This is a genomic window from Microbacterium phyllosphaerae, from assembly GCF_050628115.1.
In the GTDB taxonomy this organism is placed as follows: Bacteria; Actinomycetota; Actinomycetes; order Actinomycetales; family Microbacteriaceae; genus Microbacterium; species Microbacterium phyllosphaerae_A.
Genome location: NZ_CP192502.1, coordinates 2,805,298 through 2,829,663, shown reverse-complemented (window position 1 = coordinate 2,829,663; position 24,366 = coordinate 2,805,298). Strand labels below are relative to the sequence as shown.

Annotated in this window: 23 protein-coding genes and 1 tRNA gene; 13 read left to right on the top strand and 11 right to left on the bottom strand. The window is 67.3% G+C overall.

All coding sequences use genetic code 11. From position 1 onward, the window contains the following. The first annotated feature begins 84 nt into the window (after positions 1–84). Positions 85–531, top strand: coding sequence for a hypothetical protein (locus ACQ4LY_RS13445; protein WP_431072235.1), 447 nt, complete (start codon positions 85–87; stop codon positions 529–531). Here the strand turns inward: ACQ4LY_RS13445 and ACQ4LY_RS13440 are convergent. Continuing rightward, positions 477–1,391 carry a heme o synthase gene (locus ACQ4LY_RS13440; RefSeq protein ID WP_396653402.1) on the bottom strand — a complete coding sequence of 305 codons (915 nt, stop codon included), beginning with the start codon at positions 1,389–1,391 and terminating at the stop codon, positions 477–479. The two genes, ACQ4LY_RS13445 and ACQ4LY_RS13440, sit on opposite strands and share 55 nt — an antisense overlap. Before the next feature lie 331 nt (positions 1,392–1,722). Here ACQ4LY_RS13440 and tkt point away from each other — a divergent pair, with 331 nt between their 5' ends. From tkt to pgl, 6 genes are read left to right on the top strand one after another with little or no spacing between them, the layout of a single operon-like run. Beyond that, positions 1,723–3,819: a transketolase gene (gene tkt, locus ACQ4LY_RS13435; RefSeq protein WP_431075686.1), complete on the top strand. Its 2,097-nt coding sequence runs from the start codon at positions 1,723–1,725 to the stop codon at positions 3,817–3,819. Continuing rightward, the gene (gene tal / locus ACQ4LY_RS13430) at positions 3,816–4,928 is read left to right on the top strand and encodes a transaldolase (RefSeq protein WP_431072233.1); all 1,113 of its coding nucleotides are present in this window, start codon (positions 3,816–3,818) and stop codon (positions 4,926–4,928) included. The genes tkt and tal overlap by 4 nt, the downstream gene beginning before the upstream one ends. Next, on the top strand, positions 4,925–6,532 hold the full coding sequence (locus tag ACQ4LY_RS13425) for a glucose-6-phosphate isomerase (protein ID WP_431072231.1): 1,608 nt from the start codon (positions 4,925–4,927) through the stop codon (positions 6,530–6,532). Before tal ends, ACQ4LY_RS13425 begins: the two co-directional genes overlap by 4 nt. Before the next feature lie 22 nt (positions 6,533–6,554). After that, complete coding sequence (zwf, locus tag ACQ4LY_RS13420; protein WP_431072229.1) at positions 6,555–8,105, top strand: glucose-6-phosphate dehydrogenase; 1,551 nt, start codon at positions 6,555–6,557, stop codon at positions 8,103–8,105. After that, positions 8,102–9,037, top strand: a complete 936-nt coding sequence (locus tag ACQ4LY_RS13415) for a glucose-6-phosphate dehydrogenase assembly protein OpcA (protein ID WP_431072227.1) — start codon at positions 8,102–8,104, stop codon at positions 9,035–9,037. The genes zwf and ACQ4LY_RS13415 overlap by 4 nt, the downstream gene beginning before the upstream one ends. Continuing rightward, a complete protein-coding gene (gene pgl, locus ACQ4LY_RS13410) occupies positions 9,037–9,822 on the top strand; it encodes a 6-phosphogluconolactonase (protein ID WP_431072225.1) in 786 nt (261 codons plus the stop codon). Before ACQ4LY_RS13415 ends, pgl begins: the two co-directional genes overlap by 1 nt. A gap of 10 nt (positions 9,823–9,832) precedes the next feature. Here the strand turns inward: pgl and ACQ4LY_RS13405 are convergent, their stop codons facing one another. Then, the gene (locus ACQ4LY_RS13405; protein WP_431075685.1) at positions 9,833–10,843 is read right to left on the bottom strand and encodes a DMT family transporter; all 1,011 of its coding nucleotides are present in this window, start codon (positions 10,841–10,843) and stop codon (positions 9,833–9,835) included. A 49-nt stretch (positions 10,844–10,892) separates the two neighbouring features. Between ACQ4LY_RS13405 and def the strand changes: the two genes are divergently transcribed. Next, on the top strand, positions 10,893–11,459 hold the full coding sequence (gene def / locus ACQ4LY_RS13400) for a peptide deformylase (protein WP_431072223.1): 567 nt from the start codon (positions 10,893–10,895) through the stop codon (positions 11,457–11,459). A gap of 120 nt (positions 11,460–11,579) precedes the next feature. Continuing rightward, positions 11,580–12,095, top strand: coding sequence for a septum formation family protein (locus ACQ4LY_RS13395; protein WP_341957800.1), 516 nt, complete (start codon positions 11,580–11,582; stop codon positions 12,093–12,095). A 143-nt stretch (positions 12,096–12,238) separates the two neighbouring features. On the opposite strand, the gene ACQ4LY_RS13390 is transcribed toward ACQ4LY_RS13395, so the two are convergent. The 5 genes from ACQ4LY_RS13390 to dusB all read right to left on the bottom strand — a co-directional run bounded on the left by ACQ4LY_RS13390 (position 12,239) and on the right by dusB (position 17,622). Next, positions 12,239–12,314, bottom strand: a tRNA-Asn gene (locus tag ACQ4LY_RS13390). A 97-nt stretch (positions 12,315–12,411) separates the two neighbouring features. Further along, positions 12,412–13,185 carry an ATP-binding cassette domain-containing protein gene (locus ACQ4LY_RS13385; RefSeq protein WP_056307278.1) on the bottom strand — a complete coding sequence of 258 codons (774 nt, stop codon included), beginning with the start codon at positions 13,183–13,185 and terminating at the stop codon, positions 12,412–12,414. A 36-nt stretch (positions 13,186–13,221) separates the two neighbouring features. Then, entirely contained in the window at positions 13,222–15,087 is a 1,866-nt protein-coding gene (dnaG, locus tag ACQ4LY_RS13380) for a DNA primase (protein WP_431072220.1), read from the bottom strand. Next, positions 15,087–16,478 (bottom strand): deoxyguanosinetriphosphate triphosphohydrolase, encoded by a 1,392-nt coding sequence (locus ACQ4LY_RS13375; protein ID WP_431072218.1) that lies wholly within the window; start codon positions 16,476–16,478, stop codon positions 15,087–15,089. Before ACQ4LY_RS13375 ends, dnaG begins: the two co-directional genes overlap by 1 nt. After that, entirely contained in the window at positions 16,468–17,622 is a 1,155-nt protein-coding gene (gene dusB, locus ACQ4LY_RS13370) for a tRNA dihydrouridine synthase DusB (protein ID WP_120493552.1), read from the bottom strand. The genes ACQ4LY_RS13375 and dusB overlap by 11 nt, the downstream gene beginning before the upstream one ends. A gap of 59 nt (positions 17,623–17,681) precedes the next feature. Between dusB and ACQ4LY_RS13365 the strand changes: the two genes are divergently transcribed. Both ACQ4LY_RS13365 and ACQ4LY_RS13360 read left to right on the top strand, forming a co-directional pair. After that, positions 17,682–18,176 carry a glutathione peroxidase gene (locus ACQ4LY_RS13365; RefSeq protein WP_056307270.1) on the top strand — a complete coding sequence of 165 codons (495 nt, stop codon included), beginning with the start codon at positions 17,682–17,684 and terminating at the stop codon, positions 18,174–18,176. 44 nt (positions 18,177–18,220) lie between these two features. After that, on the top strand, positions 18,221–18,961 hold the full coding sequence (locus tag ACQ4LY_RS13360) for a phosphotransferase (protein ID WP_431072216.1): 741 nt from the start codon (positions 18,221–18,223) through the stop codon (positions 18,959–18,961). A 4-nt stretch (positions 18,962–18,965) separates the two neighbouring features. Here ACQ4LY_RS13360 and ACQ4LY_RS13355 read toward each other — a convergent pair whose 3' ends face one another. Continuing rightward, positions 18,966–19,661 (bottom strand): DsbA family oxidoreductase, encoded by a 696-nt coding sequence (locus ACQ4LY_RS13355; RefSeq protein WP_431072214.1) that lies wholly within the window; start codon positions 19,659–19,661, stop codon positions 18,966–18,968. 53 nt (positions 19,662–19,714) lie between these two features. Between ACQ4LY_RS13355 and ACQ4LY_RS13350 the strand changes: the two genes are divergently transcribed. Further along, positions 19,715–20,326: an AAA family ATPase gene (locus ACQ4LY_RS13350; protein ID WP_431072212.1), complete on the top strand. Its 612-nt coding sequence runs from the start codon at positions 19,715–19,717 to the stop codon at positions 20,324–20,326. Here ACQ4LY_RS13350 and ACQ4LY_RS13345 read toward each other — a convergent pair. Together ACQ4LY_RS13345 and recO are read right to left on the bottom strand one after the other, a co-directional pair. After that, positions 20,266–21,069, bottom strand: coding sequence for an isoprenyl transferase (locus ACQ4LY_RS13345; protein WP_431072210.1), 804 nt, complete (start codon positions 21,067–21,069; stop codon positions 20,266–20,268). The two genes, ACQ4LY_RS13350 and ACQ4LY_RS13345, sit on opposite strands and share 61 nt — an antisense overlap. Then, positions 21,066–21,812, bottom strand: coding sequence for a DNA repair protein RecO (gene recO, locus ACQ4LY_RS13340; protein ID WP_431072208.1), 747 nt, complete (start codon positions 21,810–21,812; stop codon positions 21,066–21,068). Before recO ends, ACQ4LY_RS13345 begins: the two co-directional genes overlap by 4 nt. A gap of 34 nt (positions 21,813–21,846) precedes the next feature. Here recO and ACQ4LY_RS13335 point away from each other — a divergent pair, with 34 nt between their 5' ends. Continuing rightward, a complete protein-coding gene (locus tag ACQ4LY_RS13335; protein WP_056516839.1) occupies positions 21,847–22,542 on the top strand; it encodes a trimeric intracellular cation channel family protein in 696 nt (231 codons plus the stop codon). A gap of 68 nt (positions 22,543–22,610) precedes the next feature. On the opposite strand, the gene leuA is transcribed toward ACQ4LY_RS13335, so the two are convergent. Further along, positions 22,611–24,365, bottom strand: a complete 1,755-nt coding sequence (gene leuA, locus ACQ4LY_RS13330) for a 2-isopropylmalate synthase (RefSeq protein ID WP_431072206.1) — start codon at positions 24,363–24,365, stop codon at positions 22,611–22,613. Position 24,366 lies beyond the last annotated feature (1 nt).

The window sequence follows — 24,366 nt, the reverse complement described above, 5'->3', positions numbered from 1 at the left end:
ACGGCCGCCGGCCGGGCGACCGGCACAGTGGATGCATAGCTCCGACATCAGAGGCTCATCAGTTCGTCGTGCACCGTGGCAGACATGAACAAGTCACTGACACGCAGCATCGGCTTCTGGCTCCTCCTCGTGCTCTCGCTCGCCTCGGCGGGCGTCGGCGGATGGCTGATCGCCGGGCAGGTCGGCACGATGACGAGTACTCTCCTCGACGGCACAGCCACGGGCATCGAGGTCTATGTCGGCCAGTCGCTCGTCGTGGTCGGCGCGGCACTCCTGGGCGCCGGAGTCATCGGACTCCTGATCGCGATCGCTCTCACGGCGGTGCAGGCACTCATGCCCGCGACCGCGCCGGTGGTCGTCGAGCCCATCGACTGGACGTCAGAGGCTGACGCCGACGAGGCGATCGAGCCGGCCGCGGATGACGACCCCACCCTCGTCTCGTCGGAGGACGAGACGATCGTCGAGAACGACGAGCCTCAGAACGGAAGCAGCGGGTCGACCGCGACGGCCACGAAGATCAGCGTCAAGTAGGTGATCGAGGCGTGGAAGACTCGCATCGGCCGCGCCTCGTTCCCCCGCACAGCCTGGTTATACAGGCGGTGCGACTCGTAGATGAACCACCCGCCGAACACGAGGGCGGAGACGGTATAGACGAGCCCCATGTTCGCGATGGGGATCAGCAGCAGCGAGCAGGCGATGGTCGCCCAGGCGTACAGGATGACCTGGAGGCCGACCTGCGAGGCGTTGCGGGTCACTCCGAGCATGGGCACGTCGACGTCGTCGTAGTCGTCCTTGTACTTCATCGAGAGCGGCCAGTAGTGGGGCGGCGTCCAGAGGAAGATCAGGGCGAAGAGGATGAACGCCGGCCAGTCGAGCGAACCGGTGACGGCCGCCCAGCCGATGAGAACCGGGAAGCATCCGGCGATGCCGCCCCAGATGATGTTCTGCTCGGTGCGGCGCTTGAGGATCATCGTGTAGATCACGACGTAGAAGAAGATCGCGACTGCCGACAGAGTGGCCGCCAGCCAGTTCGTCGTGAACCAGAGCCAGACCGTCGAGAGCACGGCGAGGGTCCAGGAGAAGATCAGAGCGCCCCGAGGGGTGATCTCTCCCGTCACGAGCGGACGGTTCTCCGTGCGGTGCATGTGCGCGTCGATGTCTCGATCGAGGTACATGTTGAACGCCGCTGCCGAACCGGCACTCAGCGAGCCGCCGATCACCGTGGCGAGCACCAGCCACATGTCGGGCAGTCCCCCCTGGGCGAGGAACATCACCGGGACGGTCGACACCAGCAACAGCTCGAGGACACGCGGCTTGGTGAGGGCGACGTACGCCTTCACGGTACGACCGATGGACTTCTTCACAACGGTCTGATCAGACATCGTCGAGATCTCGATCGCCTCCTCCACACGCGTCACGACAGCGTTTCCCAGTCTAGGGCACGTCGGCGGCCCGCCTCGCCCCGCCCCGGGGACTCGCGCGGGACGTGGCGAGACCGCGTTCCGCACACATTGATCCCCGGTCCCAGGAGTGGGCGACACACCCTCTCCGCCATGGAATTCCTGGGCCGGTGGCGCGTTGTAAGACTGGGTAACGGGTCACACCACGGCGCTATGCTGAAATGACTCGCGCGCCCGGCGCACATCACACACCCCTCCGTAACGTTGCGGTCTGCGAATGTGCACTCCGGACGCTCTCGAACAGTTGCAGAAGGGCTTCACAGTGTCGGAATTGCAGTGGGATGAGATCGACCGACGTGCGGTGGACACCGCGCGTCTTCTGGCAGCGGATGCCGTGGAGAAGGTCGGGAACGGCCACCCCGGCACCGCGATGAGCCTCGCTCCAGCCGCGTATCTCCTCTACCAGCGGGTTCTCCGCCACGACCCGACCGACACCGACTGGCTGGGTCGTGACCGTTTCATCCTCTCGGTCGGGCACTCCTCTCTCACGCAGTACGTGCAGCTCTACCTCGGGGGCTTCGGTCTCGAGCTCGACGATCTCAAGGCGCTTCGCACCTGGGGCTCGCTCACTCCCGGACACCCCGAGTACGGCCACACCAAGGGCGTCGAGATCACCACGGGCCCGCTCGGCCAGGGTCTCGCTTCGGCGGTCGGCTTCGCATACGCCGCCCGCTACGAGCGCGGTCTGTTCGACCCCGAGGCCGCTGCGGGCACGAGCCCGTTCGACCACTTCGTCTACGTGATCGCCGGCGATGGTGACCTTCAGGAGGGTGTCACGAGCGAGGCCTCCTCGCTCGCCGGACACCAGGAGCTCGGAAACCTGATCGCGATCTACGACTCCAACCAGATCTCGATCGAGGACGACACCAACGTCGCCTTCACCGAAGACGTCGCGAAGCGCTACGAGGCCTACGGCTGGCAGGTCCAGACCGTCGACTGGAAGAAGACCGGCGAGTACGTCGAAGACGTGGCCGAGCTGAACGCCGCCATCGAGGCCGCGAAGGGCGAGACCTCGAAGCCGTCGCTCATCATCCTCAAGACGATCATCGGCTGGCCGTCGCCCGGCAAGCAGAACTCGGGCAAGATCCACGGTTCGGCCCTCGGTGGCGACGAGCTGGCAGCGACCAAGAAGGTCCTTGGCTTCGACCCCGAAGAGCACTTCGCCATCGCCGACGACGTGATCGCCCGCACCCGGTCTCTCGCCGACCGCGCAGCCGAGACGCGTGCCGCATGGCAGACGTCGTTCGATGCGTGGGCCGCGGCCAATCCCGAGCGCAAGGCGCTCCTCGACCGCCTCGAGGCCAAGGAGCTCCCGGCCGACATCGCATCGGCTCTCCCCGTCTTCGCCAGCGGCAAGGACGTCTCGACCCGCGCGGCATCCGGCCAGGTCATCAACGCACTCGCCGCAGAGCTCCCCGAGCTCTGGGGTGGATCGGCCGACCTCGCCGAGTCGAACCTCACCACGATCAAGGACTCGAAGTCCTTCATCCCCGCCGAGTGGTCCACCCACGAATGGTCGGGTGACCCCTACGGACGCGTGCTGCACTTCGGCATCCGCGAGCACGCCATGGGCGCGATCGTCAACGGCATCGTGCTGCACGGCCCGACCCGCGCCTTCGGCGGCACATTCCTCATCTTCAGCGACTACATGCGCCCGCCGGTGCGTCTGGCAGCGCTGATGAACGTCCCCAGCATCTTCGTCTGGACGCACGACTCCGTCGCGCTCGGCGAGGACGGCCCGACGCACCAGCCGGTCGAGCAGATCGCCACGCTCCGCGCCATCCCGAACTTCACGCTGGTGCGCCCCGCCGACGCCAACGAGACCTCGGCCGCCTGGCTCGAGATCCTGCGCCGCCACGAGGGCCCGGCCGGCATCGCCCTGACCCGTCAGAACATCCCGGTGTTCGAGCGCGGCCAGGGTGCGGCCGACGGCGACGTCTTCGCCTCGACCGACGGCGTCTCGAAGGGCGCATACGTGCTCGCCGAGGCTCCGAACGGCACCCCCGACGTGATCATCATCGCGACCGGCTCCGAGGTCCAGCTGGCGGTCGACGCCCGTGCGGCCCTGGCCGAGGAGGGCGTGGGCGTCCGCGTCGTCTCCGCTCCGTCGCTGGAGTGGTTCGACGAGCAGGACGAGGCGTACCGCGAGTCGGTCCTGCCGAAGTCCGTCACCGCCCGCGTCTCTGTCGAGGCGGGTTCCGTCCTCAGCTGGCGCGGCATCGTGGGCGACCGCGGCCGTTCGGTCGGCATCGACCACTTCGGTGCCTCCGCCGACTACAAGACCCTGTTCGAGAAGTTCGGCATCACCACAGAGGCCGTCATCGCGGCCGCACGCGAGACCATCAAGGAGAACGCATGAGCACCCCCACCGCAGACCTCGCAGCAGCCGGTGTCAGCATCTGGCTCGACGACCTGTCGCGCACCCGCATCTCTTCCGGCAACCTGGCCGAGCTGATCGAGACCCGCAACGTCGTCGGCGTCACCACCAACCCGACGATCTTCGCGAACGCGATCACCGACAAGAACAACACGTCGTACGACGCGCAGGTCACCGAGCTCGCCGCGTCCGGCGCGACGGCCGAAGAGGCCGTCTTCGCCGCGACCACTCAGGACGTCGCGGCAGCGCTCGACGTCTTCCGCCCCGTCTGGGAGGCCTCCGGCCACGCCGACGGCCGGGTCTCGATCGAGGTCTCCCCCGACCTCGCGCACGACACCGAGGGCACCGTCGCACAGGCCAAGCAGCTCTGGGCCAAGGTCGACCGTCCGAACCTCCTCGTCAAGATCCCCGCGACGAAGGCAGGGCTTCCGGCCATCACCGAGGCGATCGCATCGGGCATCAGCGTCAACGTGACCCTGATCTTCAGCCTGGAGCGCTACGCCGAGGTCATCGAGGCGTACCTGTCCGGTCTCGAGCGCGCACACAGCGCGGGCATCGACCTGTCGACCATCCACTCGGTCGCCTCGTTCTTCGTGTCGCGCGTCGACACCGAGACCGACAAGCGTCTCTCCGCGATCGGCACCGACCAGGCCGAGGCGCTCAAGAGCAAGGCAGGGCTCGCCAACGCGCGCCTGGCTTACGAGCTCTTCGAGCAGAAGTTCGCCGAGAAGCGTGCTCAGGACCTGATTGCGGCCGGCGCGAACGCCCAGCGTCCGCTCTGGGCATCGACCGGCGTCAAGGACCCGGCTCTGCCTGACACCCTCTACGTCACCGAGCTCGTCGCGAAGGACGTCGTCAACACGATGCCCGAGAAGACGCTCGAGGCGACCTTCGACCACGGCGTGGTCACGGGTGACACCATCACGGGTGGCTACGAAGAGGCACGCGCCGTCTTCGCCGGCCTCGCCGACCTCGGAATCGACTTCACCGACGTGACCCAGGTGCTCGAAGACGAGGGCGTCGCCAAGTTCATCGACTCCTGGCACGACCTGCTCACGCAGGTGGCAGAGGGCCTCGAGGCGCAGCGATGACATTCGCGATCCACGCTTCGGGCGCGGCTCGGGTCGCGATCGACGAGACGGTTCCCGCTCTCGTCCACGACCTCATCGCCTCCCGCGTCACCGGCGGCGATGCGACCCTCTGGGGTCCGGCAGCCGAGTCCGAGGCGTCGATCCGCCTCGGATGGATCGACGCGGTCTCGGTCTCGCGCCCGCTGGTCGCCGAGATCGCGGCCCTTCGCGCCGATCTCCATGCGAAGGGCGTGACGCGAGTCGTGCTCGCCGGCATGGGCGGATCGTCGCTCGCGCCTGAGGTGATCGCCCAGACCGCCGGCGTCCCGCTCACGATCCTCGACTCCACCGCGCCGAGCCAGGTGCTCGCCGCACTGGACGAGGGCCTCGAAGGCACCGTGCTCGTGGTGTCCTCGAAGTCCGGCTCCACGGTGGAGACCGACTCGCAGCGTCGCACGTTCGAAGCCGCGTTCCGCGATGTGGGCATCGATCCGGTCGAGCGCATCGTCGTCGTCACCGACCCCGGTTCACCGCTCGACGTCTCGGCTCGCGAGGCGGGGTACCGCGTCTTCAACGCCGACCCGAACGTCGGAGGGCGCTACTCGGCGCTCACCGCCTTCGGTCTCGTCCCGTCCGGGCTCGCCGGAGCCGACATCGACGAGCTCCTGAACGAAGCCGACGCCTCGCTTCTCGAGGTCGCGATCGACTCCGCCGACAACCCGGCGCTGCGGCTCGCTGCGGCGATCTCCGCCACGTCGCCCCGCCGCGACAAGCTGGGTCTGATCACCGACGGCACGCACATCAACGGTCTGCCCGACTGGATCGAGCAGCTCATCGCCGAGTCCACGGGCAAGGACAGCACCGGCATCCTGCCCGTCGTCCTCCTTCCTGTGTCACCGGAGCTCGATTCGAAGCCGTCGGACCTGCAGATCGTGCGTCTGGTCGACGACGCGAACGAGTTCCACCTCCGCGAGAGGCACGAGGGAGAGATCCTGGTCAGCGGATCGCTGGGCGCTCAGCTCGTCGTGTGGGAATACGCCACGGCGATCGCGGGGTATCTGCTCGGCATCAACCCGTTCGACCAGCCCGACGTCGAGTCCGCCAAGGTGGCGGCTCGCGGCCTGCTGGACGCACGCCCCGAGCCGACCGTGCCCGCGTTCGTCGAGAACGGTGTCGAGGTGCGCGTGTCCGATCCCGCTCTCGCGGCATCCGGCACCGTCGAAGGCGTGCTCGATGCGCTCTGGGCTCAGCTGCCGGCAGACGGCTACGTCTCGATCCAGGCGTACGTGAACCGGCTCGACGTCCCCCAGCTGCAGGGCCTCCGCGAACTCGTGGCCGCCGATTCCGGTCGCCCCACGACGTTCGGATGGGGACCGCGCTTCCTGCACTCCACGGGTCAGTATCACAAGGGCGGACCCGCTCAGGGGGTGTTCCTGCAGATCCTGGAGCGCACCGAGGTCGACCTCGAGATCCCCGAGAGGCCCTTCACGTTCGGGCAGCTCATCGAAGCGCAGGCCGCCGGCGATGCCGGTGTCCTCGCCGAGCACGGCCGTCCGGTCGTCTCCCTGACGATCACCGATTCGTCGGCCGACGTCCTCACCCTCTTCGAAGCAGCACAGAAGTAACAGCCAGGAGAATCCCCCACCGATGTCTGTTCCCATCTCGCGCGGGCACAACCCGCTGCGTGACCCCGATGATCGCCGTCTCAACCGGATCGCGGGGCCCAGCGCGCTCGTGATCTTCGGTGTGACCGGAGACCTGTCACGCAAGAAGCTCATGCCCGCGGTCTACGACCTCGCCAACCGCGGACTCCTGCCGCCCGGATTCGCTCTCGTCGGCTTCGCCCGTCGGGACTGGGAGGACCAGGACTTCGCTCAGGTCGTCTACGACGCCGTGAAGCAGTACGCGCGCACCCCTTTCCGCGAGGAGACGTGGGCGCAGCTGCTGCAGGGCATCCGGTTCGTCTCGGGAGAGTTCGACAACGCCGACTCGTTCCGCAAGCTCCGCGAGACGGTCGACCAGCTCGACGTCGAGCGCGGCACCATGGGGAACCATGCGTTCTACCTGTCGATCCCGCCGAAGGACTTCCCGCTGGTCGCGAAGCAGCTCAAGGACTCGGGTCTCGTCGGTGAGAACGACGATGACGACGAGCGCTGGCGTCGCGTCGTCATCGAGAAGCCGTTCGGGCACGACCTCGAATCCGCGCGCGAGCTCAACGCCGCCCTCGAGGTCGCGTTCTCAGCGGACTCGATCTTCCGCATCGACCACTACCTCGGCAAGGAGACGGTCCAGAACATCCTCGCGCTGCGCTTCGCGAACGAGCTGTACGAGCCGATCTGGAACCGCAACTACGTCGACCACGTACAGATCACGATGGCCGAGGACATCGGCGTCGGCGGCCGTGCCGGCTATTACGACGGTGTCGGCGCCGCTCGCGATGTCATCCAGAATCACCTGCTGCAACTGCTTGCTCTCACAGCCATGGAAGAGCCGATCAGCCTCTCGGCCGAGCACCTACGCGCTGAGAAGGAGAAGGTCCTCGCCGCGGTGCACGTGCCCGACGATCTCTCCCTCGCGACTGCCCGCGGCCAGTACGCCGGCGGATGGCAGGGTGGCGAGCAGGTCACCGGCTTCCTCGACGAAGACGGCATGAACCCCGAGTCCGCGACCGAGACGTATGCCGCGATCAAGCTCGAGATCGACACCCGCCGCTGGTCAGGCGTGCCGTTCTATCTGCGCACCGGCAAGCGACTCGGACGCCGTGTCACCGAGGTCGCGGTCGTCTTCAAGAAGGCGCCCGAGCACCTCTTCGGTCGCTCGAACACGTCGGAGCTGGGCCAGAACGCCCTGGTGATCCGCGTGCAGCCCGACGAGGGTGTCACGATCCGCTTCGGATCCAAGGTCCCAGGCAATGGGACCAACGTGCGCGACGTCACGATGGACTTCGGCTACGGCCATGCGTTCACCGAGGCGAGCCCCGAGGCCTACGAGCGACTCATCCTCGACGTCCTGCTCGGCGACCCGCCACTGTTCCCGCGCCACGAAGAGGTCGAGCTCTCCTGGAAGATCCTCGACCCGGTGGAGAAGTACTGGGCTGCCGTCGGCGGTCCGGTCGATCAGTACGCACCCGGCTCGTGGGGTCCGGCATCCGCCGACGACCTCCTTGCCCGTGATGGACGAGTCTGGAGACGCCCGTGATCATCGACCTTCCCGACACGACGGTCAGCCAGGTCGCCAAGCAGCTGGTCAAGGTCCGCGAAGAGGGCGGCGCTGTCGCCCTCGGCCGCGTTCTCACTCTGATCATCTCGGCGCGCAACGGCGTCGCCGAGGCGGCGATCGATGCGGCCAACGACGCCTCTCGCGAGCACCCGATGCGTGTCATCGTGCTCACCACCGGCGAAGGCGACGCTCGCCTCGACGCGCAGATCCGCGTCGGCGGTGACGCCGGAGCGAGCGAGGTCGTCGTGCTCCGCGCCTACGGCGACGCGGCCAGCAACGAAGAGAGCCTCGTCACCGGGCTCCTCCTTCCGGATGCTCCCGTGGTGGCCTGGTGGCCGGAAGAGGCTCCGACCTCTCCTGCCGACTCACCGCTGGGCAAGATCGCGCAACGCCGGATCACGGATGCCGCCACGGCGCCCGATGTGCGAGAGCGTCTCGCGGCACTCGGTGATTCGCACGCACCCGGCGACACCGATCTCGCCTGGACGCGCCTCACGCACTGGCGCGAGCAGCTCGCCGCTGTGCTCGACCAGCCTCCGTTCGAAGAGGTCACCGGTGTCGAGGTGCGTGGCGGGTCCGCCTCACCGTCGACAGCCCTGCTCGCCGCCTGGCTGCAGATGGCTCTCGAGATTCCGGTCGAGTGGTCGTACGAAGACCCGGAGCATTGGCAGGAGGGCATCAAGTCGGTGCGTCTCCGCCGCGCCTCGGGCGACATACTGCTCGAGCGCCCGACCCCTGGTGTCGCCGTGCTCACCCAGCCGGATCAGCCGGACCACGATCTGCACCTCCCTCGCCGCACTCTGCGGGAATGCCTCGCCGAGGAGCTGCGTCGCCTTGACCCCGACGTCCTGTACGGTCGAGTGATCACCGAGGGCTGGGAGAAGCTGGGTCCGCCCGAGACAGGAGAATGATGTCGTCGCAGACAGCGTCCGCAGAGAAGCGGGTCGTGGTCGAATCCACCCCCGCAGCACTCGCCGCGAGGGTGGCGGACAGATTCCTCACGCGTCTACGTGCGCGCACGCGCAACGGCCGCATCGCCCATGTCGCCCTCACGGGCGGCTCGATGGGTGGTGCGGTCCTGCGCGCCACCCGCGATGATCCGCGGGCTTCGCAGATCGACTGGTCGCTCGTTCACTTCTGGTGGGGTGACGAGCGGTTCGTCGCCCGTGACGATGCCGATCGCAACGCGCTGCAGTCGCGTGAGGCATTGCTCGACCACATCCCCGTCCCCGTCGACAACGTGCACGAGGTCGCGGCCGCAGGCGAGGGACTGACCCTCGACCAGGCCGCCGACGCGTATGCCGCTGAGCTCGCGAGATTCGGCACCGACGAGCATCCGTGGCCTTCGTTCGCCGTGTGTTTCCTCGGCGTGGGTCCCGACGGCCACATCGCGTCGCTGTTCCCTGACCGCATCGAGGTCACCGTGACGGATGCCGCGGCGTTGCCCGTGCGCGACTCCCCCAAGCCTCCGCCGGAGCGTGTGACGCTGACCCGCCCGGTACTCAACTCCTCCAAGCGCGTCTGGCTCGTGCTCACGGGCGCCGACAAGGCATCAGCGCTGGGTCTGGCTCTCGCCGGGGCCAGCTACACGAACGTCCCCGCAGCGGGCGCCAAGGGGCGCAAGCGCACGGTGTTCTTCGTCGACGAGGCGGCAGCCTCGGAGGTCTCACCGGATCTCATCGATCCGGCCTATTGAGCCGATGTGATCAGGCCTCGGGGTTCTTCGCCTCGGGGCCTTTCGCATGCTCATCGCTTCCGCGGATGATGCCGAGGTCCTGGCTGTCGCTGAGGACCTGTGGGTGATATCGAGCCAGCCCGACGACGCCCCACACCGCGATCGCACCGGCGATGCCGAAGATGACGAGAACCCACGGCGGCGCGGCTGCGGCTTCGCCGAGCACGACCATGCCGATCAGCACGGCGACCAGCGGGTCGACGACGGTGAGCCCGGCGATGACGAGGTCGGGCGGACCAGAGCTGTACGCCGTCTGCACGAAGTAGGCGCCGACGGCGCTTGCGGCGATCAGTGCGATCACGCAGACGAGCGTGATCCACTCGAAGTCACCGGCCTGGACGCGCTTGATCACGACCTTCGCGAGTGTCGCGACGAAGCCGTAGAGGATTCCGGCGCCGACGATGTAGAAGAGCGCGCGCATCCGGTGACGGAGCACGAGCCAGCAGGCGCCGAGGATGATGATCACGACGAGCAGGATCGCGAGGATCGTGAACAGCTCGGTGTCGGTGACGTCCTTCTCTGTGGCGAATATCGCCGCGAAGAAGACGAAGAGGAAGATTCCCCCGACGCAGCAGATGATCGCCGTGATGGACTGCTTGGTCGGTGAGTGCCCCGAGATGCGAGCGTTGAGCAGGGTGGTGATGACCAGCGCGATCGCACCGAGCGGCTGCACGACGATCAGAGGCGCGACGGTCAGAGCTGCGAGCTGACAGACGATGGCGAGGCCCAGCATCAGAGTGCCGACGAGCCAGGAGGGCCTCGTCAGCAGCCCGCGCACCTGGGCCATCGACAGACCCGATGCTCCGTCCGCACCGCTCAGCCGCTCCATCTTCTCGACGCCGCGGTGCTGATACTGAGCGCCGAGCGACATGAAGACCGCGCCTGCGAGTGCGAGGGGGATGCCGAGGAGCAGTCCCGGGTTCTGGAACGCGCCTACCAGCTGGTCGGTGACGTCTTCCGCCCCAGCTGTCCATACGGAGATGCTCACCCTACGACCCTACCCGGCGATGTGCGCCGAGTAGGGTTATGGCGTGGCTGTTCTTCCTATTCGCATCATGGGCGATCCCGTCCTGCACTCCCCCGCTTCCGTCGTCGAGGAGATCTCCGACGACATCCGCACACTCGTGGCCGACATGTTCGAGACGATGGACACGGCTCCCGGCGTCGGTCTGGCGGCGCCCCAGGTCGGAGTGCCGCTGCGCCTCTACACGTATGCCTACGTCGACGATGACGACCAGCCGTGGCGCGGCGTCATCATCAACCCCGAGCTCTGGATGGTGCCGCTGGAGCCGGGAGAGCCGGACGACGACCTCGAGTCGGAAGGGTGCCTCTCATTCCCGGGTGAGCGATTCCCGTTGCGCCGCTCCGAGCGTGTGCGCGTCACAGGTGTGGATCTGGACGGTGCACCGGTCGAGATCGCGGTCGACGGCTGGCGCGCGCGGATCATGCAGCACGAGTTCGATCACCTCGACGGCATCCTCTACATCGATCGTCTCTCGGACGGCGATTGGAAGACCGTGCAGAAGATCGCGAAGAAGCGCGGCTGGGGCAAGGGCGGCGCCAGCTGGATGCCCGGAGTCGATGACCTGGAAGGCTGACCTAACCTTTCAGCCCAATCAAAGGCTTCTCGGAGTTGCATCACAGACTCCGAGCCGGATAGCGTGCTTGAGGTGGTATTCCGACATACCACGCACCAAGAGGCTCTGGGAGGGGAAATCATGATGAAACTGCGCACGCGACGCGCACTGGCGCTTGCAGGTTCTGCTGTGGCGCTGTCGGTCGCACTGACCGGATGTAGCGCGCTGAACGGGATCCTGGGTGGCGGTTCGGGAGACGCCGACCGCGACGAGGACACCGGGCAGGTCACCGAAAGCTCGAACATCGACATCTTCGCGCTCAAGCTGGGCGACTGCAAGATGGCCAGCGCCACCGGCCTGATCGAAGATGCGGACGTCGTCCCGTGCGACCAGCCGCACGACGAAGAGGTCTACTACGAGATCACGATGGACGACGGCGAGTTCTCCGAGGAGAGCGTCGACGCAGCCTCACAGGAGTGCATCGGAGATGCCTACACGAGCTTCGTCGGGATCGCGTTCAACGACTCCGTGCTCGAGGTCTATCCGATCACGCCGACCCAGCAGACCTGGGACGAGCTGAACGACCGCATCGTGCAGTGCGTCATCTCGGACCCGGCCGGTCAGACCACTGGCTCGCTCAAGGGCGCAGCTCGCTGATCCGACGCTGACACGAAAGAAGGCCCCGTCATCGACGGGGCCTTCTTTCGTGTCAGAGGGCGACTGCCCGCCGCAGTGTGCGATCCGTCCCACGCACGACGGCGAGGGAAAGGGAAAAGCCCCTCCGAAGAGGGGCTTTTCATTGGCTCCCCGGCTTGGACTCGAACCAAGAACCTGCCGGTTAACAGCCGGCTGCTCTGCCAATTGAGCTACCGAGGAATGTGCTCCGCTGCGCGGGCAACTCGTCAATCCTAGCAAACTCCGGAGCGTGCTCGTGACACGGGCCGCACATCGGGCGTGTCGCCCGCAGGCACCCTCAGTGCTGCGAATCCGCCTCCGCGTTCGGCGCCCACAGGAGGTCTTTTCCGACCCCGCGAGCGACGACGTGGCCACCGCGGAGCATGAGCGTCTCGGCGTTCAGCTCTCGGATGAAGTCGGCGTCGTTGGTGACGAGCAACGCACCCATCCCCTGCTCCTTGCGGCGCCGTGTGATCGCATCGAAGACGACGGGACGAACCTCCAGGTCGAGGTTGGCGAGGATCTCGTCGGCGATGAGCACGCGGGGTTCGAGCACGAACGATCTCGCGATCGCGACGCGCTGCCGCATCCCCGCGCTGAGCTCGTAGGGGAATTTCGCGGCGGTGCCCAGCGGCAGGTGCAGCTCGTCGAGCAGCGTCGCCACCCTGATCGACAGCGCCTTGGTGTTGACGCGCTTCTCGCGAATGAGGATCGGCTCGGCGATGACCTCGTTCACCGTGAGCTGCGGCGGCAGATCGGCTCCCGCACCCTGCGGCACGAACCCGGTGCGATAGGTCAGCAGGCGGTGCTTGCGCCCTGGACGACGGATGTCGACGCCGCAGACCTGGGCGCTGCCTCCGACGACGCGCACGGAAGGATCCGTGGATCCGGCAAGGGCAGCGACCAGCGTGGACTTTCCGGACCCTGTGGGCCCCGCGACGCAGATGAGCTCGCCGGGTGCGAGCGAGAAGCTCACACCATCGATCGCACGGGTCGCACCGCTGTGCCCGATGCGGTCGATGACCAGGTCGGAGCTGTCGATCGCGTTGGTCGATTCGGGCCGGGAGAACATTCCTCCATCCTGCCCTGCCGTGCTGGGCAGCTGCCGTTACGACTCGGCGAACCGCTGACGCTCCACGTCGATGTCACGCAGCCGCATTCGCAGCGCACGCCCGCCGTCGGAATCCGCGGGGACCCGCTGCACCGCACCGAGGAGTTCCTGCTTCTCGTGTTCGAGGCTGCGCATGATGAGCCTGCGCGCGAGATCCGTGGTCGATGCGACGGCTCCGGCTTCGTTCCGCGCGGGGAACGGCGTCATGAGCAGCTCACCCGCCAGTGACCGATACGGTTCACGCACCGAGTTCACGGCGTCGGTCACCCAGCCTGCGCGAGTGCGGTCGGGTGCGGCTGCGACAGCCTCACGCACTGCGTCGAGCCCGGGTGTGCGGAATGGACTGCCGAGCGCGCGGCCGAGCAGCGCCTGGTCGATCTGATGCCCGTACTGGAGGGCGCCCATCAACGCATCCCGCTCGACGGCGACATCGGCCGTGCGCGGCAGGCTGGCCAGCGTCACAGGGGCGACGGCCGGCGCACCGGTCGTGGGGTCGATCGTCACCTCGTGCCGGGTCGACTCGTGACGCGCCGTCTGCGATCCGCCACGCGACGCGCGCTCGACCTCGTTGTGCACCTCGGTCGGGTCCATACCGAGTCGCCTGGCCAGCACCCGCTCGTACCCGGGGCGAAGCAGCCGATCGCGGATCTCGGCGACGATCGGCGCCGCAGCGCGCAGCGCGCCCACGCGTCCTTCGACCGTCGAGAGATCGAAGCCCGAGAGCTTGCGGTCGATCGCGAACTCGAACATCGGTTGCTTCGTCTCCATCAGAGACCGCACGGCGGCATCGCCACGCTGGAGTCGGAGATCACAGGGATCGAGGCCGTCAGGGGCGACCGCGACGAAGGTCTGCGCATTGAAGCGGTCGTCCTCGGTGAACGCGCGCAACGCGGCCTTCTGTCCCGCCTCGTCACCGTCGAACGTGAAGACGACCTCACCCGAGGCGTTGTCGTCGCCCATGACCCGACGCAGCACCTTGATGTGGTCGGTGCCGAACGCCGTGCCGCAGGTCGCGATCGCGGTCGTGAGACCGGCGAGGTGACAGGCCATGACGTCGGTGTACCCCTCGACCACCACCACGCGGCGCGGGTCACCACGCGAGATGTCGCGCTTGGCGAGGTCGAGCCCGTACAGCACCTGCGCCTTCTTGTAGATCGGCGTCTCGGGGGTGTTCAGGTACTTCGGGCCCTGGTCGTCGTCGAAGAGCTTGCGCGCGCCGAACCCGATCGTCTGACCGGACACATCGCGGATGGGCCAGACGAGACGCCCGCGGAATCGGTCGTAGACACCGCGCTGGCCGGTCGAGACCAGCCCTGCGGCGCTCAGCTCATCGCGAGTGAAACCCTGCGCCGTGAGCGCCTTCAGCATCTTGTCCCAGCCTCGAGGTGCGAATCCCACGCCGAAGTGCGCAGCAGCGCCGGCATCGAAGCCGCGCTCCCCGAGGAAGCGGCGTCCTGCCTCGGCATCCGCCGTCAGCAGCTGTCCGCGGAAATACTCCGCGGCGGCGGTGTTCGCGGCGTACAGACGACTGCGCCCGCTCGTCTCGGGAGCCGAACCGCCGTCCTCGTAGTGCAGGGCGTAGCCGATGCGGCCCGCGAGGCGCTCGACCGCCTCGGTGAAGCTGACGTGGTCCATCTCGCGGAGGAACGAGTACACGTCGCCGGACTCACCGCATCCGAAGCAGTGGTAGTAGCCGACCTGGGGCCGCACATGGAAGCTCGGACTCTTCTCATCGTGGAAAGGGCAGAGCCCCTTGAGGGATCCGACTCCGGCCGATTTGAGCGCGACGCGCTCTCCGACGATGTCGGCGATGTTGGTGCGGGCCTTGACCTCGTCGACGTCGGCCTGGCGGATGCGGGGCATCAGCCGGCCCCTTCGACGACCGCCTGCCGCGGCGTATGCTGACGAGCACCCGGTCGCGCATGACGCGGCGTCCAGATGCCCACCTCCGCGGGATCGATCTCGCCGACGAGCCTGTTGTGCCAGTCGATCGCACTCTGGTCGGTGAGACTCGCGATCTGATCGACGATGACTCGCGCGCGTTCGCCGTCGGTCGTCGCGGCGCGGAAGTCGGCAGAGAACGCGGGCTCGAGCACATCCGCTCCGGCGGACCAGAGCGTATCGGTCGACCACAGCGCGTCGGCGAGCCGCTTGAGCACGCGTCGCTGCTCCTTGTAGACGCCCTTGCGCGCGTCGATCGTGACGATGGCCTGCCCCATGATGCCCTTGAGCACAGCGATCTCGGCTTCGATCACCCGCGGCACCACGACATGCGCGTTGTAGCGCACGAGCGTCGGCCCGGCGTACGCCTCGCGGGTGGCGGAGACGGCGGCGCGGGCGAAGCGACCGATGAAGTCGCTCGTGAGGTTCTTGAGCCGCGCGAGGTCGTGACGCGAGCGGTCGAACGACTGCAGCCACATCGGCTGGGAGGCGAGGCGGTACAGCGCATCGGCCAGCTCGTCTCGCGTGAAGTCGTAGCCCACCCACTGCTGGATGCGGTCGATCAGCGCCTCGTGCTGGCCAGGGTCGGAGAGCTGCGCGACGTCGACGTAGCCGTTGACGATCGCATCCTCGAAATCGTGCACCGAGTAGGCGATGTCGTCGGAGAGATCCATGATCTCGGCCTCGATGCACCGACGTCGTCCGGGGACGCCGTCGCGCATCCACCGGAAGACCTCTTCATCTTCGGGGTACACGCCGAACTTGAGCCGACCGCCGGGGTCGGGCACGGGGCTGTCGACCGTCCACGGGTACTTGCAGGTCGCATCGAGGCTGGCCCTGGTCAGGTTGAGCCCGACCGAGCGCCCGTCATCGTCGATGGCCTTAGCCTCGAGACGGCTGAGGATGCGCAGCGACTGCGCGTTGCCCTCGAAACCGCCGATGGGCTCCGCCCACTCGTTGAGCGCCCGCTCGCCGTTGTGCCCGAAGGGCGGGTGTCCGAGGTCATGACTGAGGCATGCGGTGTCGACCACGTCAGCGGAGACGCCGAGCGCGGTCGCGAGCTCGCGGCCGACCTGGGCGACCTCGAGCGAGTGGGTGAGGCGGTTGCGAGCGAAGTCAGCCGTGCTGGCGGGGCTGAGAACCTGCGTCTTGGCGGCCAGGCGGCGCAGCGCGGCGGAGTGCAGCACACGCGCGCGGTCGCGGGCGAAATCGTCGCGTTCGGATCGATGCGTCTCGGCGAAGAATCGCTCGGCGTCGCGCGGGTCGTATCCGTCCGAGCGCCCGCGCGCCGAGTCCTGAGGATCAACCGCCACTGTTCTCGATCTCCGCCCCTCGCATCATCTCGGATGCCGACGCCGCGAGCTCGCGCGACTCCAGCCACTTGTCCGGCAACGCCGGACGCTTCGGACGACCCGAACGGCCACGCTGCCCCTCGGCATCCGCACCCGGGTAGGGTGCCGTGTGATCGAGCTGACCGAGCAGCTCGTCGATCTCGGCGAGACTGGATGCCGTCGCGAGCCCGGTGCGGATGTCTCCCCCGACCGGATAGCCCTTGAAGTACCAGGCGACGTGCTTGCGGACATCACGGCATCCGCGGTCCTCGTCTTCGAAGAACTCGACGAGCAGCTCGGCGTGGCGGCGGAAGGCGTCGGCGACGAAGCCGAGCGTCGCGTCGACCGGGTGCGATTCGGCGCCGAATGCTTCGGCGAGCTCGCCGAAGAGCCAGGGCCTGCCGAGGCATCCGCGTCCGACGACCACGCCGTCGCAGTCAGTCTGCTGCATCATGCGCACCGCGTCGTCAGCGGACCAGATGTCTCCGTTGCCGAGCACAGGGACACTGGTGACGGCCTGCTTGAGCTCGCCGATCGCGTTCCAGTCGGCGAAGCCGGAGTAGAACTCGCTCGCGGTGCGGGCGTGCAGCGCGATCGCGGAGACGCCCGCGTCTTCGGCTGCGCGGCCGGCGTCGAGGAAAGTCAGGTGGTCGGGGTCGATGCCCTTGCGCATCTTGATGGTCAACGGCACGTCGCCTGCGGCCTTCACGGCCTGCGTGACGATCTGCGAGAAGAGGGAGCTCTTCCAAGGCAGCGCCGCTCCCCCGCCCTTGCGCGTGACCTTGGGAACGGGGCACCCGAAGTTCAGGTCGATGTGGTCGGCGTGATCCTCGGCGACGATGATGCGGACCGCCTCGGAGATGGTGTGCGGATCGACGCCGTAGAGCTGGATCGAGCGCGGCGTCTCGGACTCGTGGTGGCGGATCAGGCGCATCGTCGTCTCGTTGCGCTCGACGAGCGCACGAGAGGTGATCATCTCGCTCACGTAGAGCCCTGCGCCGTATTCGCGGCAGAGCCGACGGAACGCGGTGTTGGTGATACCCGCCATGGGTGCGAGGACGACCGGTACGTCGAGGGCGATCGGACCGATGTTGAGGGTGCGAGCGGAAGCGGTGGCGAGAGTCATGTCCCTCCCATTCTCCCAGACACGGAGCCCGTCTCGGCGCATCGACCTAAGCTGTGAATATGACCGATCCCGCAGTCCGTTCCATCCCCTTCACAGACGCCGACGGCAACGAGAAGACGCTCGATGATCTCGGCGCCGATGTGGTGCTCGTCGTCAACGTCGCCTCGAAGTGCGGGCTCACCCCGCAGTACGAGCAGCTCGAAGAACTGCAGCGCCTCTACAGCGACCGCGGGTTCAGCGTCGTCGGGTTCCCGTGCAACCAGTTCTTCGGTCAGGAGCCCGGCTCGGTCGACCAGATCCTCGAGTTCTGCTCCACCACCTATGGAGTGACCTTCCCCATCAACGACAAGGTGAAGGTCAACGGCAAGAACGCCACGGAGCTCTACAAGTCCCTGAAGGAGACTCCGGATGCCGGCGGCAAGGCAGGCCGTGTCGAGTGGAACTTCGAGAAGTTCCTCGTGCTGCCCGACGGCGAGGTCGTCCGGTTCCGCCCGAAGCAGAAGCCGAACGACCCCGAGATCGTCGGCGCGATCGAAGCCGCGCTGACCCGTTAGACGACCGCGGCGTCACTCGCGATCCGGACGGGCGGTAGCGGGACGTGGATCACGAGCACGAACTCTCGGGTGGCAACGCGAGCGGCCCCGTCGTGAGAGTCGGCGATACGGTCCGCAAGATCTGGACCGCTGCGACGCCCGGCGTCCATGCGTTGATGGTGCACGTGCGCGAGCGCGGCGTCGATGCTCCCTCGCCCCTCGGCCGGGACGCCGCCGCACGTCAGATCATCGAGTACGTGCCAGGACGCCTCGCAATCGATGCGCCCCCGCTGTCCTGCGACGAATTGCGCAGAGTCGGGGCGATGATCCGGGCAATGCATGACGCGAGCGCGGACTTCTCCCCTCCGGCCGACATCACGTGGGAGACGGCGATCGCTGCTCCCGGTGCGGATCTCGTGTGCCACAACGACCTCGCGCCCTGGAACCTCGTCGTCGGAGACCGGTGGGTCTTCATCGACTGGGATGCCGCCGCACCGAGCACTCGTCTCTGGGACCTCGCATATGCGGCGCAGAGCTTCACGCTGTCGGCCACCGATGCTTCCCCCGCGCGGGCGGCGACCTGCCTGCGGGCGTTCGTGGACGGCTACGGCGCCGACCTGGATCTCCGCAGAAGACTGCCATCTGCGATGCGTCAGCGAGCCGAGGCGATGCTCGATCTGCTCACCACCGCCACCAGCAGCGCCGCGAGCCGTGGGCATCCATGTTCGCGGATGGCCACGGCACGCACTGGGCCGCTGTCGTCGACTACGTGGGCGCGCACCGAGCCGTCTGGCTCGACGCGCTGACCCGCTAGACGGCTGTTGCAGCCTCAGGCTCGGCCTCAGCCTCGCCGCGCTTGGCCCAGAGGTCACGCAGGACGTTCTCGAACGCTGCGGGCGGCTGCGCTCCGCTGATGCCGTACTGCCCGTCGATCACGAAAAACGGGACGCCCTGGATGCCGTAGGCCTGTGCCTGCGCCTGATCCTGGCGGACATCCGCGAGGTGGCGCGCTGAGACGAGTGCCTCGCGGGTGTCGTCGGGGTTGAGCCCGACCTCGACCGCGAGCTCGACCAGGTCGTCGATGCGGCCGACGTGCTTGCCCTCGGTGAAGTAGGCCGACATGAGGCGCTCTTCCATCTCGTGCTGCACGCCCTGAGCCTTCGCGAAGTGCAGCAGCTCATGGGCTTTGACCGTGTTCGTGTGCTGCAGCAGGTCGAAACGGTACGCGAGCCCTGCGCCCTCGGCGACTCCTGTGACGTGAGAGAGCATCTGCTCGACCTGCTCACGCGGCATCCCCTTGTGGCCGGCGAGGAAGTCGATCTCGTCGCCGTCGAAGTCGACGGGGGTGTCGGGCGAGAGCTCGAACGAGTGGAAGGTGATGTTCACCTGCGGGGCGTCGTCGTCGCCTGCTACGGCTTCGAGTCCCTTCTCGAGGTTGCGCTTGCCGATGTAGCACCAGGGGCAGGCGATGTCGGACCAGATGTCAATCGAGATGGCTTCACTCACACTGACATCCAACCGCATGCACCTATGGGCTATTCCGTCGGTAGGATTCTCGGATGCTCTCCGCCGACGATCCGCTGCCTCGCCGCCCAGAGCGCGTCCTCATCGCCGGGGTGACAGGATCGGGCAAGACGACGCTCGCTCGACGCGCGGCCGAGATGTGGGATCTGCGCCACGTCGAGATCGACGGGCTGTTCCACGGCGAGAACTGGACACCGCGTCCGTCGTTCATCGACGACGTGCGCGCCTTCGCCGCAGAGGATCGCTGGGTCACCGAGTGGCAGTACACGAGCAAGGGCACAGACGCGATCCTCGCCCCGCGTGCGCAACTCGTGATCTGGCTGGACTACCCGTACCGGGTGGTCCGCACGCGCCTGCTGCGGCGGACGATCGGGCGCAGCATCCTGCGCACCCGGATGTGGAACGACAATGTCGAGAAGCCGATCTGGAGGATGTTCTCCGGAGACCCCGAAGAGAACATCATCGCGTGGCAGACCAAGACCCTGCACAAGTGGGCGGAACGGATGCCGGACGTCACAGGCGACCACCCGCATCTGACGATAGTCAGGCTGCGCCACCCTCGAGAGACAGAACGGTGGCTGCGCGCTCAGGCAGGCGCGTCAGGCGTGTCGATCGCGCCCCCGAAGCGACGGTCGCGTGACAGGTAGATGCCGATCGAGCGCCACAGCTCCTCGCGGGAGAAGTCGGGCCAGAGCGTGTCGAGGAACACCATCTCGGCATAGGCCGCCTGCCACAGCAGGAAGTTCGAAGTGCGCTGCTCACCCGAGCTGCGCAAGAACAGGTCGACGTCCGGCATGTCGGGCACGTAGAGGTTGCGGCGGATCATCTTCTCGCTGATCGCATTCGGCTTGACCTTGCCGGCCGCGACGTCGGCGGCGATCGACCGCATCGCGTCGACGAGCTCCACCCGCCCGCCATAGTTCACGCACATGGTGAGCGTGAGCACGTCGTTGTCCTTGGTCAGCTGCTCGGCATACTGCAGCTCCTTGATGACGCTGCCCCAGAGACGCGGCTTTCGGCCGGCCCAGCGGACACGCACACCCCATTCGTTGAGCTGATCGCGTCGGCGATGAAGCACATCGCGGTTGTACCCCATCAGGAAGCGCACCTCTTCAGGGGATCGCGCCCAGTTCTCGGTCGAGAACGCGTACACGGAGAGGTGCTTCACACCGGCCTGGATCGCTCCGGCGACCACATCGAGGAGCACCTCCTCCCCCGCCTTGTGCCCCTCGACGCGATTGAGACCGCGGCGGTTCGCCCAGCGTCCGTTGCCGTCCATGACGATCGCGACGTGCTCGGGCACTGCACGGAAGGCCGGCGGATACACGCCCGTCCAGTCGAGCGGGCGGTACGCCACTGCATCCTTGTGGGTGTAGGGCTTCGGGCTCACCGTGCTCCTTCTCGGGGGATGTCGGCCACGAGGTGCGCGAGCGAGCGGATGCCGCGCTCCAGGTGCCATTGGGCGTATGCCGCGACGAGACCTGAGGCGGCTGCGTTGTCGGCGTGAGGCGCGGCATCGATCGTCTCCCAATCGCCGGCCATCAGCGATCGGAGCAACGACAGGGTCTTCTCGGCGACCTTCGGGCTGCCGGCGGGCGCGCAGTTCACGCACACCGCCCCGCCGAGCTGGCCGACGAAGTGGGCGTGTGGGCCGGGAGCGGCGCACCGGGCACAGTCGCCCAGCGACGGCGCCCACCCCGACAGCGCCATCACGCGCAGCAGATACGAGTCGAGGATGCTGCGCGGAGAGTGCTCCCCGCGGGACAGCGCCCGGAGACCACCGACCAGGAGCAGATACTGGTCCGGCGTCGCCTCGGAGTCGCTCAGACGATCGGCGGTCTCGACCATCGCGTTGGCCGACGTGAACCGGTCGTAGTGCGCCGCGATGTCGGATCCGTAGGATCCGAGAGACTCCGCCTGCTGCACGATGTCGAGGGTGCGGCCCTGGTAAAGCTGCACATCGGCGACCATGAACGGCTCGAGGCGCGAGCCGAACTTCGATGACGTGCGGCGCACTCCCTTCGCCACGGCTCGGATCTTGCCGTGACGCCGCGAGAGCATCGTGACGATGCGATCCGCCTCACCCAGCTTGTGGGTGCGCAGGATCACCGCTTCGTCTCGGTAAGTGGGCACCGTTCGATTATCCTCCGTGCGGGAGAATAGGGGCGTGACCGAACCGCTCTTCATCATTCCGCTCTGGGCGGACCTGCTCGGCGTCGGCCTCGGAGGCGTGCAGGGCGCGATGTTCGCCTCGGGATTCCAGGGGCAGCGACGACTCGACTGGCTCGGCGTCTCGATCATCGGGATCATGATCGGGATGGGCGGCGGTCTTATCCGCGACATCCTGCTCGGTCAGACTCCGGCGACGCTGCAGAACCAGTGGTACCTGGTGACCGCGGGCGGAGCGGCGCTGCTCGGCATGCTCCTTGCCGGGCTGTTCACGCGGCTGAACACGGCGATCGTCGTGCTCGACGCTGTCGTGATCGGGATGTTCGGCGCCTTCGGGACGAGCAAGGCGCTCGCGTTCGGCATCCCCGAGGTCCCAGCCGTGTTCATCGGCGTCTGTGCGGCCGTCGGCGGCAGCGTGCTCCGCGACATGCTGATGGGTCTGCCGACCGCCATCATGCACGTCGGCTCGCTCTACGCGGTCGCAGCCGGCGCCGGGTGCACGTTCATCGTCATCGCAGTCGCACTGGGCATGCCCATCACCCTCGCAGCGGTCATCGGCATCGCGGTGACGAGCGTCATCCGCATCCTCGCCGTCACCTTCGACGTCTCGCTTCCCGAACAGCGTCGCATCTACCGTCGCAAGGTGGCGGCCGAGACGGGTGTGATCCCCATCATCAAGCCCAGCGCTGAGTGACCCGAAGCATCCCGCGGACGACGAGGCGCCCCCTCGGTCGCTGACCGAGGGGGCGCCTGCAAGGGAGATCAGACCGCCGCGAGCTCCTGCTCACGAGTGCGGATGGAGCGGTTGACGCATGACACGATCGCCTTGAGCGACGCGGTCGAGATGTCGCCGTCGATGCCGACGCCCCACAGGCGCTGGTCGCCGACCTGCAGTTCGACATAGGCCGCGGCCTGCGCGTCGCCACCGGCGCTGAGAGCGTGCTCGACGTAGTCGTAGAGCGTGATGTCGAAGCCCTGACCGCGCAGAACCTCGATGAACGCCGCGATCGGCCCGTTGCCGTTCCCGGCGACGGCCACCTGCTGGTCGTCGTCCCGCAGGGTCACGTCGAGCACCACGTCACCCGACATGTCGCTGCGGGTCTGCGTCGAGAGCAGCTCGAACCGACCCCACTTGGCCTCGGTGTCGGCGGCGGGCAGGTACTCGTCAGTGAAGATCGACCAGATCTGCTCACTCGTGACCTCGCCGCCCTCGGCATCGGTCTTGGTCTGCACGACTCCCGAGAACTCGATCTGGAGCTTCCGCGGCAGGTCGATCGCATGGTCGGCCTTGAGCAGGTAGGCGACGCCACCCTTGCCGGACTGCGAGTTCACGCGGATCACAGCCTCGTAGGAACGACCGAGATCCTTGGGATCGACGGGCAGGTAGGGAACGGCCCACTCGATGTCGTCGACCGTGACGCCCTCGGCCTCGGCACGGGCAGCCATCGCTTCGAAGCCCTTCTTGATCGCGTCCTGGTGCGATCCGCTGAAAGCGGTGAAGACGAGGTCACCGGCCCACGGACTGCGCTCGGGCACCGGCAGCTGGTTGCAGTACTCGACCGTGCGCTTGACCTGGTCGATGTCGCTGAAGTCGATCTGCGGGTCGATGCCCTGCGTGAAGAGGTTGATGCCCAGCGCCACGATGTCGACGTTGCCTGTGCGCTCTCCGTTGCCGAACAGGCAGCCCTCGATGCGGTCGGCGCCGGCCATGTAGCCGAGCTCGGCCGCCGCGATCGCCGTGCCGCGGTCGTTGTGCGGGTGCAGCGACAGGATGACGTTCTCGCGGTGAGCGAGGTTGCGGCTCATCCACTCGATCGAGTCGGCGTAGACGTTCGGCGAGGCCATCTCGACGGTGGCGGGGAGGTTGATGATGACCTTGCGATCCGCGGTGGGCTCGAAGATCTCGATCACCTGGTTGCAGACGTCGACGGCGAACTCGAGTTCAGTGCCGGTGTAGCTCTCGGGCGAGTACTCGTAGTACACCTTCGTGTCGGGGACCGTCTTCTCGTACTGACGGCACAGGCGTGCGCCCTCGAGGGCGATGTCGATGATGCCCTGCTTGTCGGTGCGGAACACGACCTCGCGCTGCAGGACGCTCGTCGAGTTGTACAGGTGCACGATGGCCTGCTTGGCCCCGGCGATCGACTCGTAGGTGCGGGCGATCAGGTGCTCACGCGCCTGCGTCAGGACCTGGATCGTGACGTCGTCCGGGATCAGGTTCTCTTCGATGAGCTGGCGGACGAAGTCGAAGTCGGTCTGGCTCGCCGACGGGAACCCGACCTCGATCTCCTTGTAGCCCATGCTGACGAGCAGCTCGAACATCACGCGCTTGCGCTCGGGCGACATCGGGTCGATGAGCGCCTGGTTGCCGTCGCGGAGGTCGACCGCACACCAGCGCGGGGCCTCGGTGATGCGGGCATCGGGCCAGGTGCGGTCAGGCAGGTTGACCGCGATCTGCTCGTGGTACGGCCGATACTTGTGGATCGGCATCGCAGACGGGCGCTGAGTGTTCTGCATG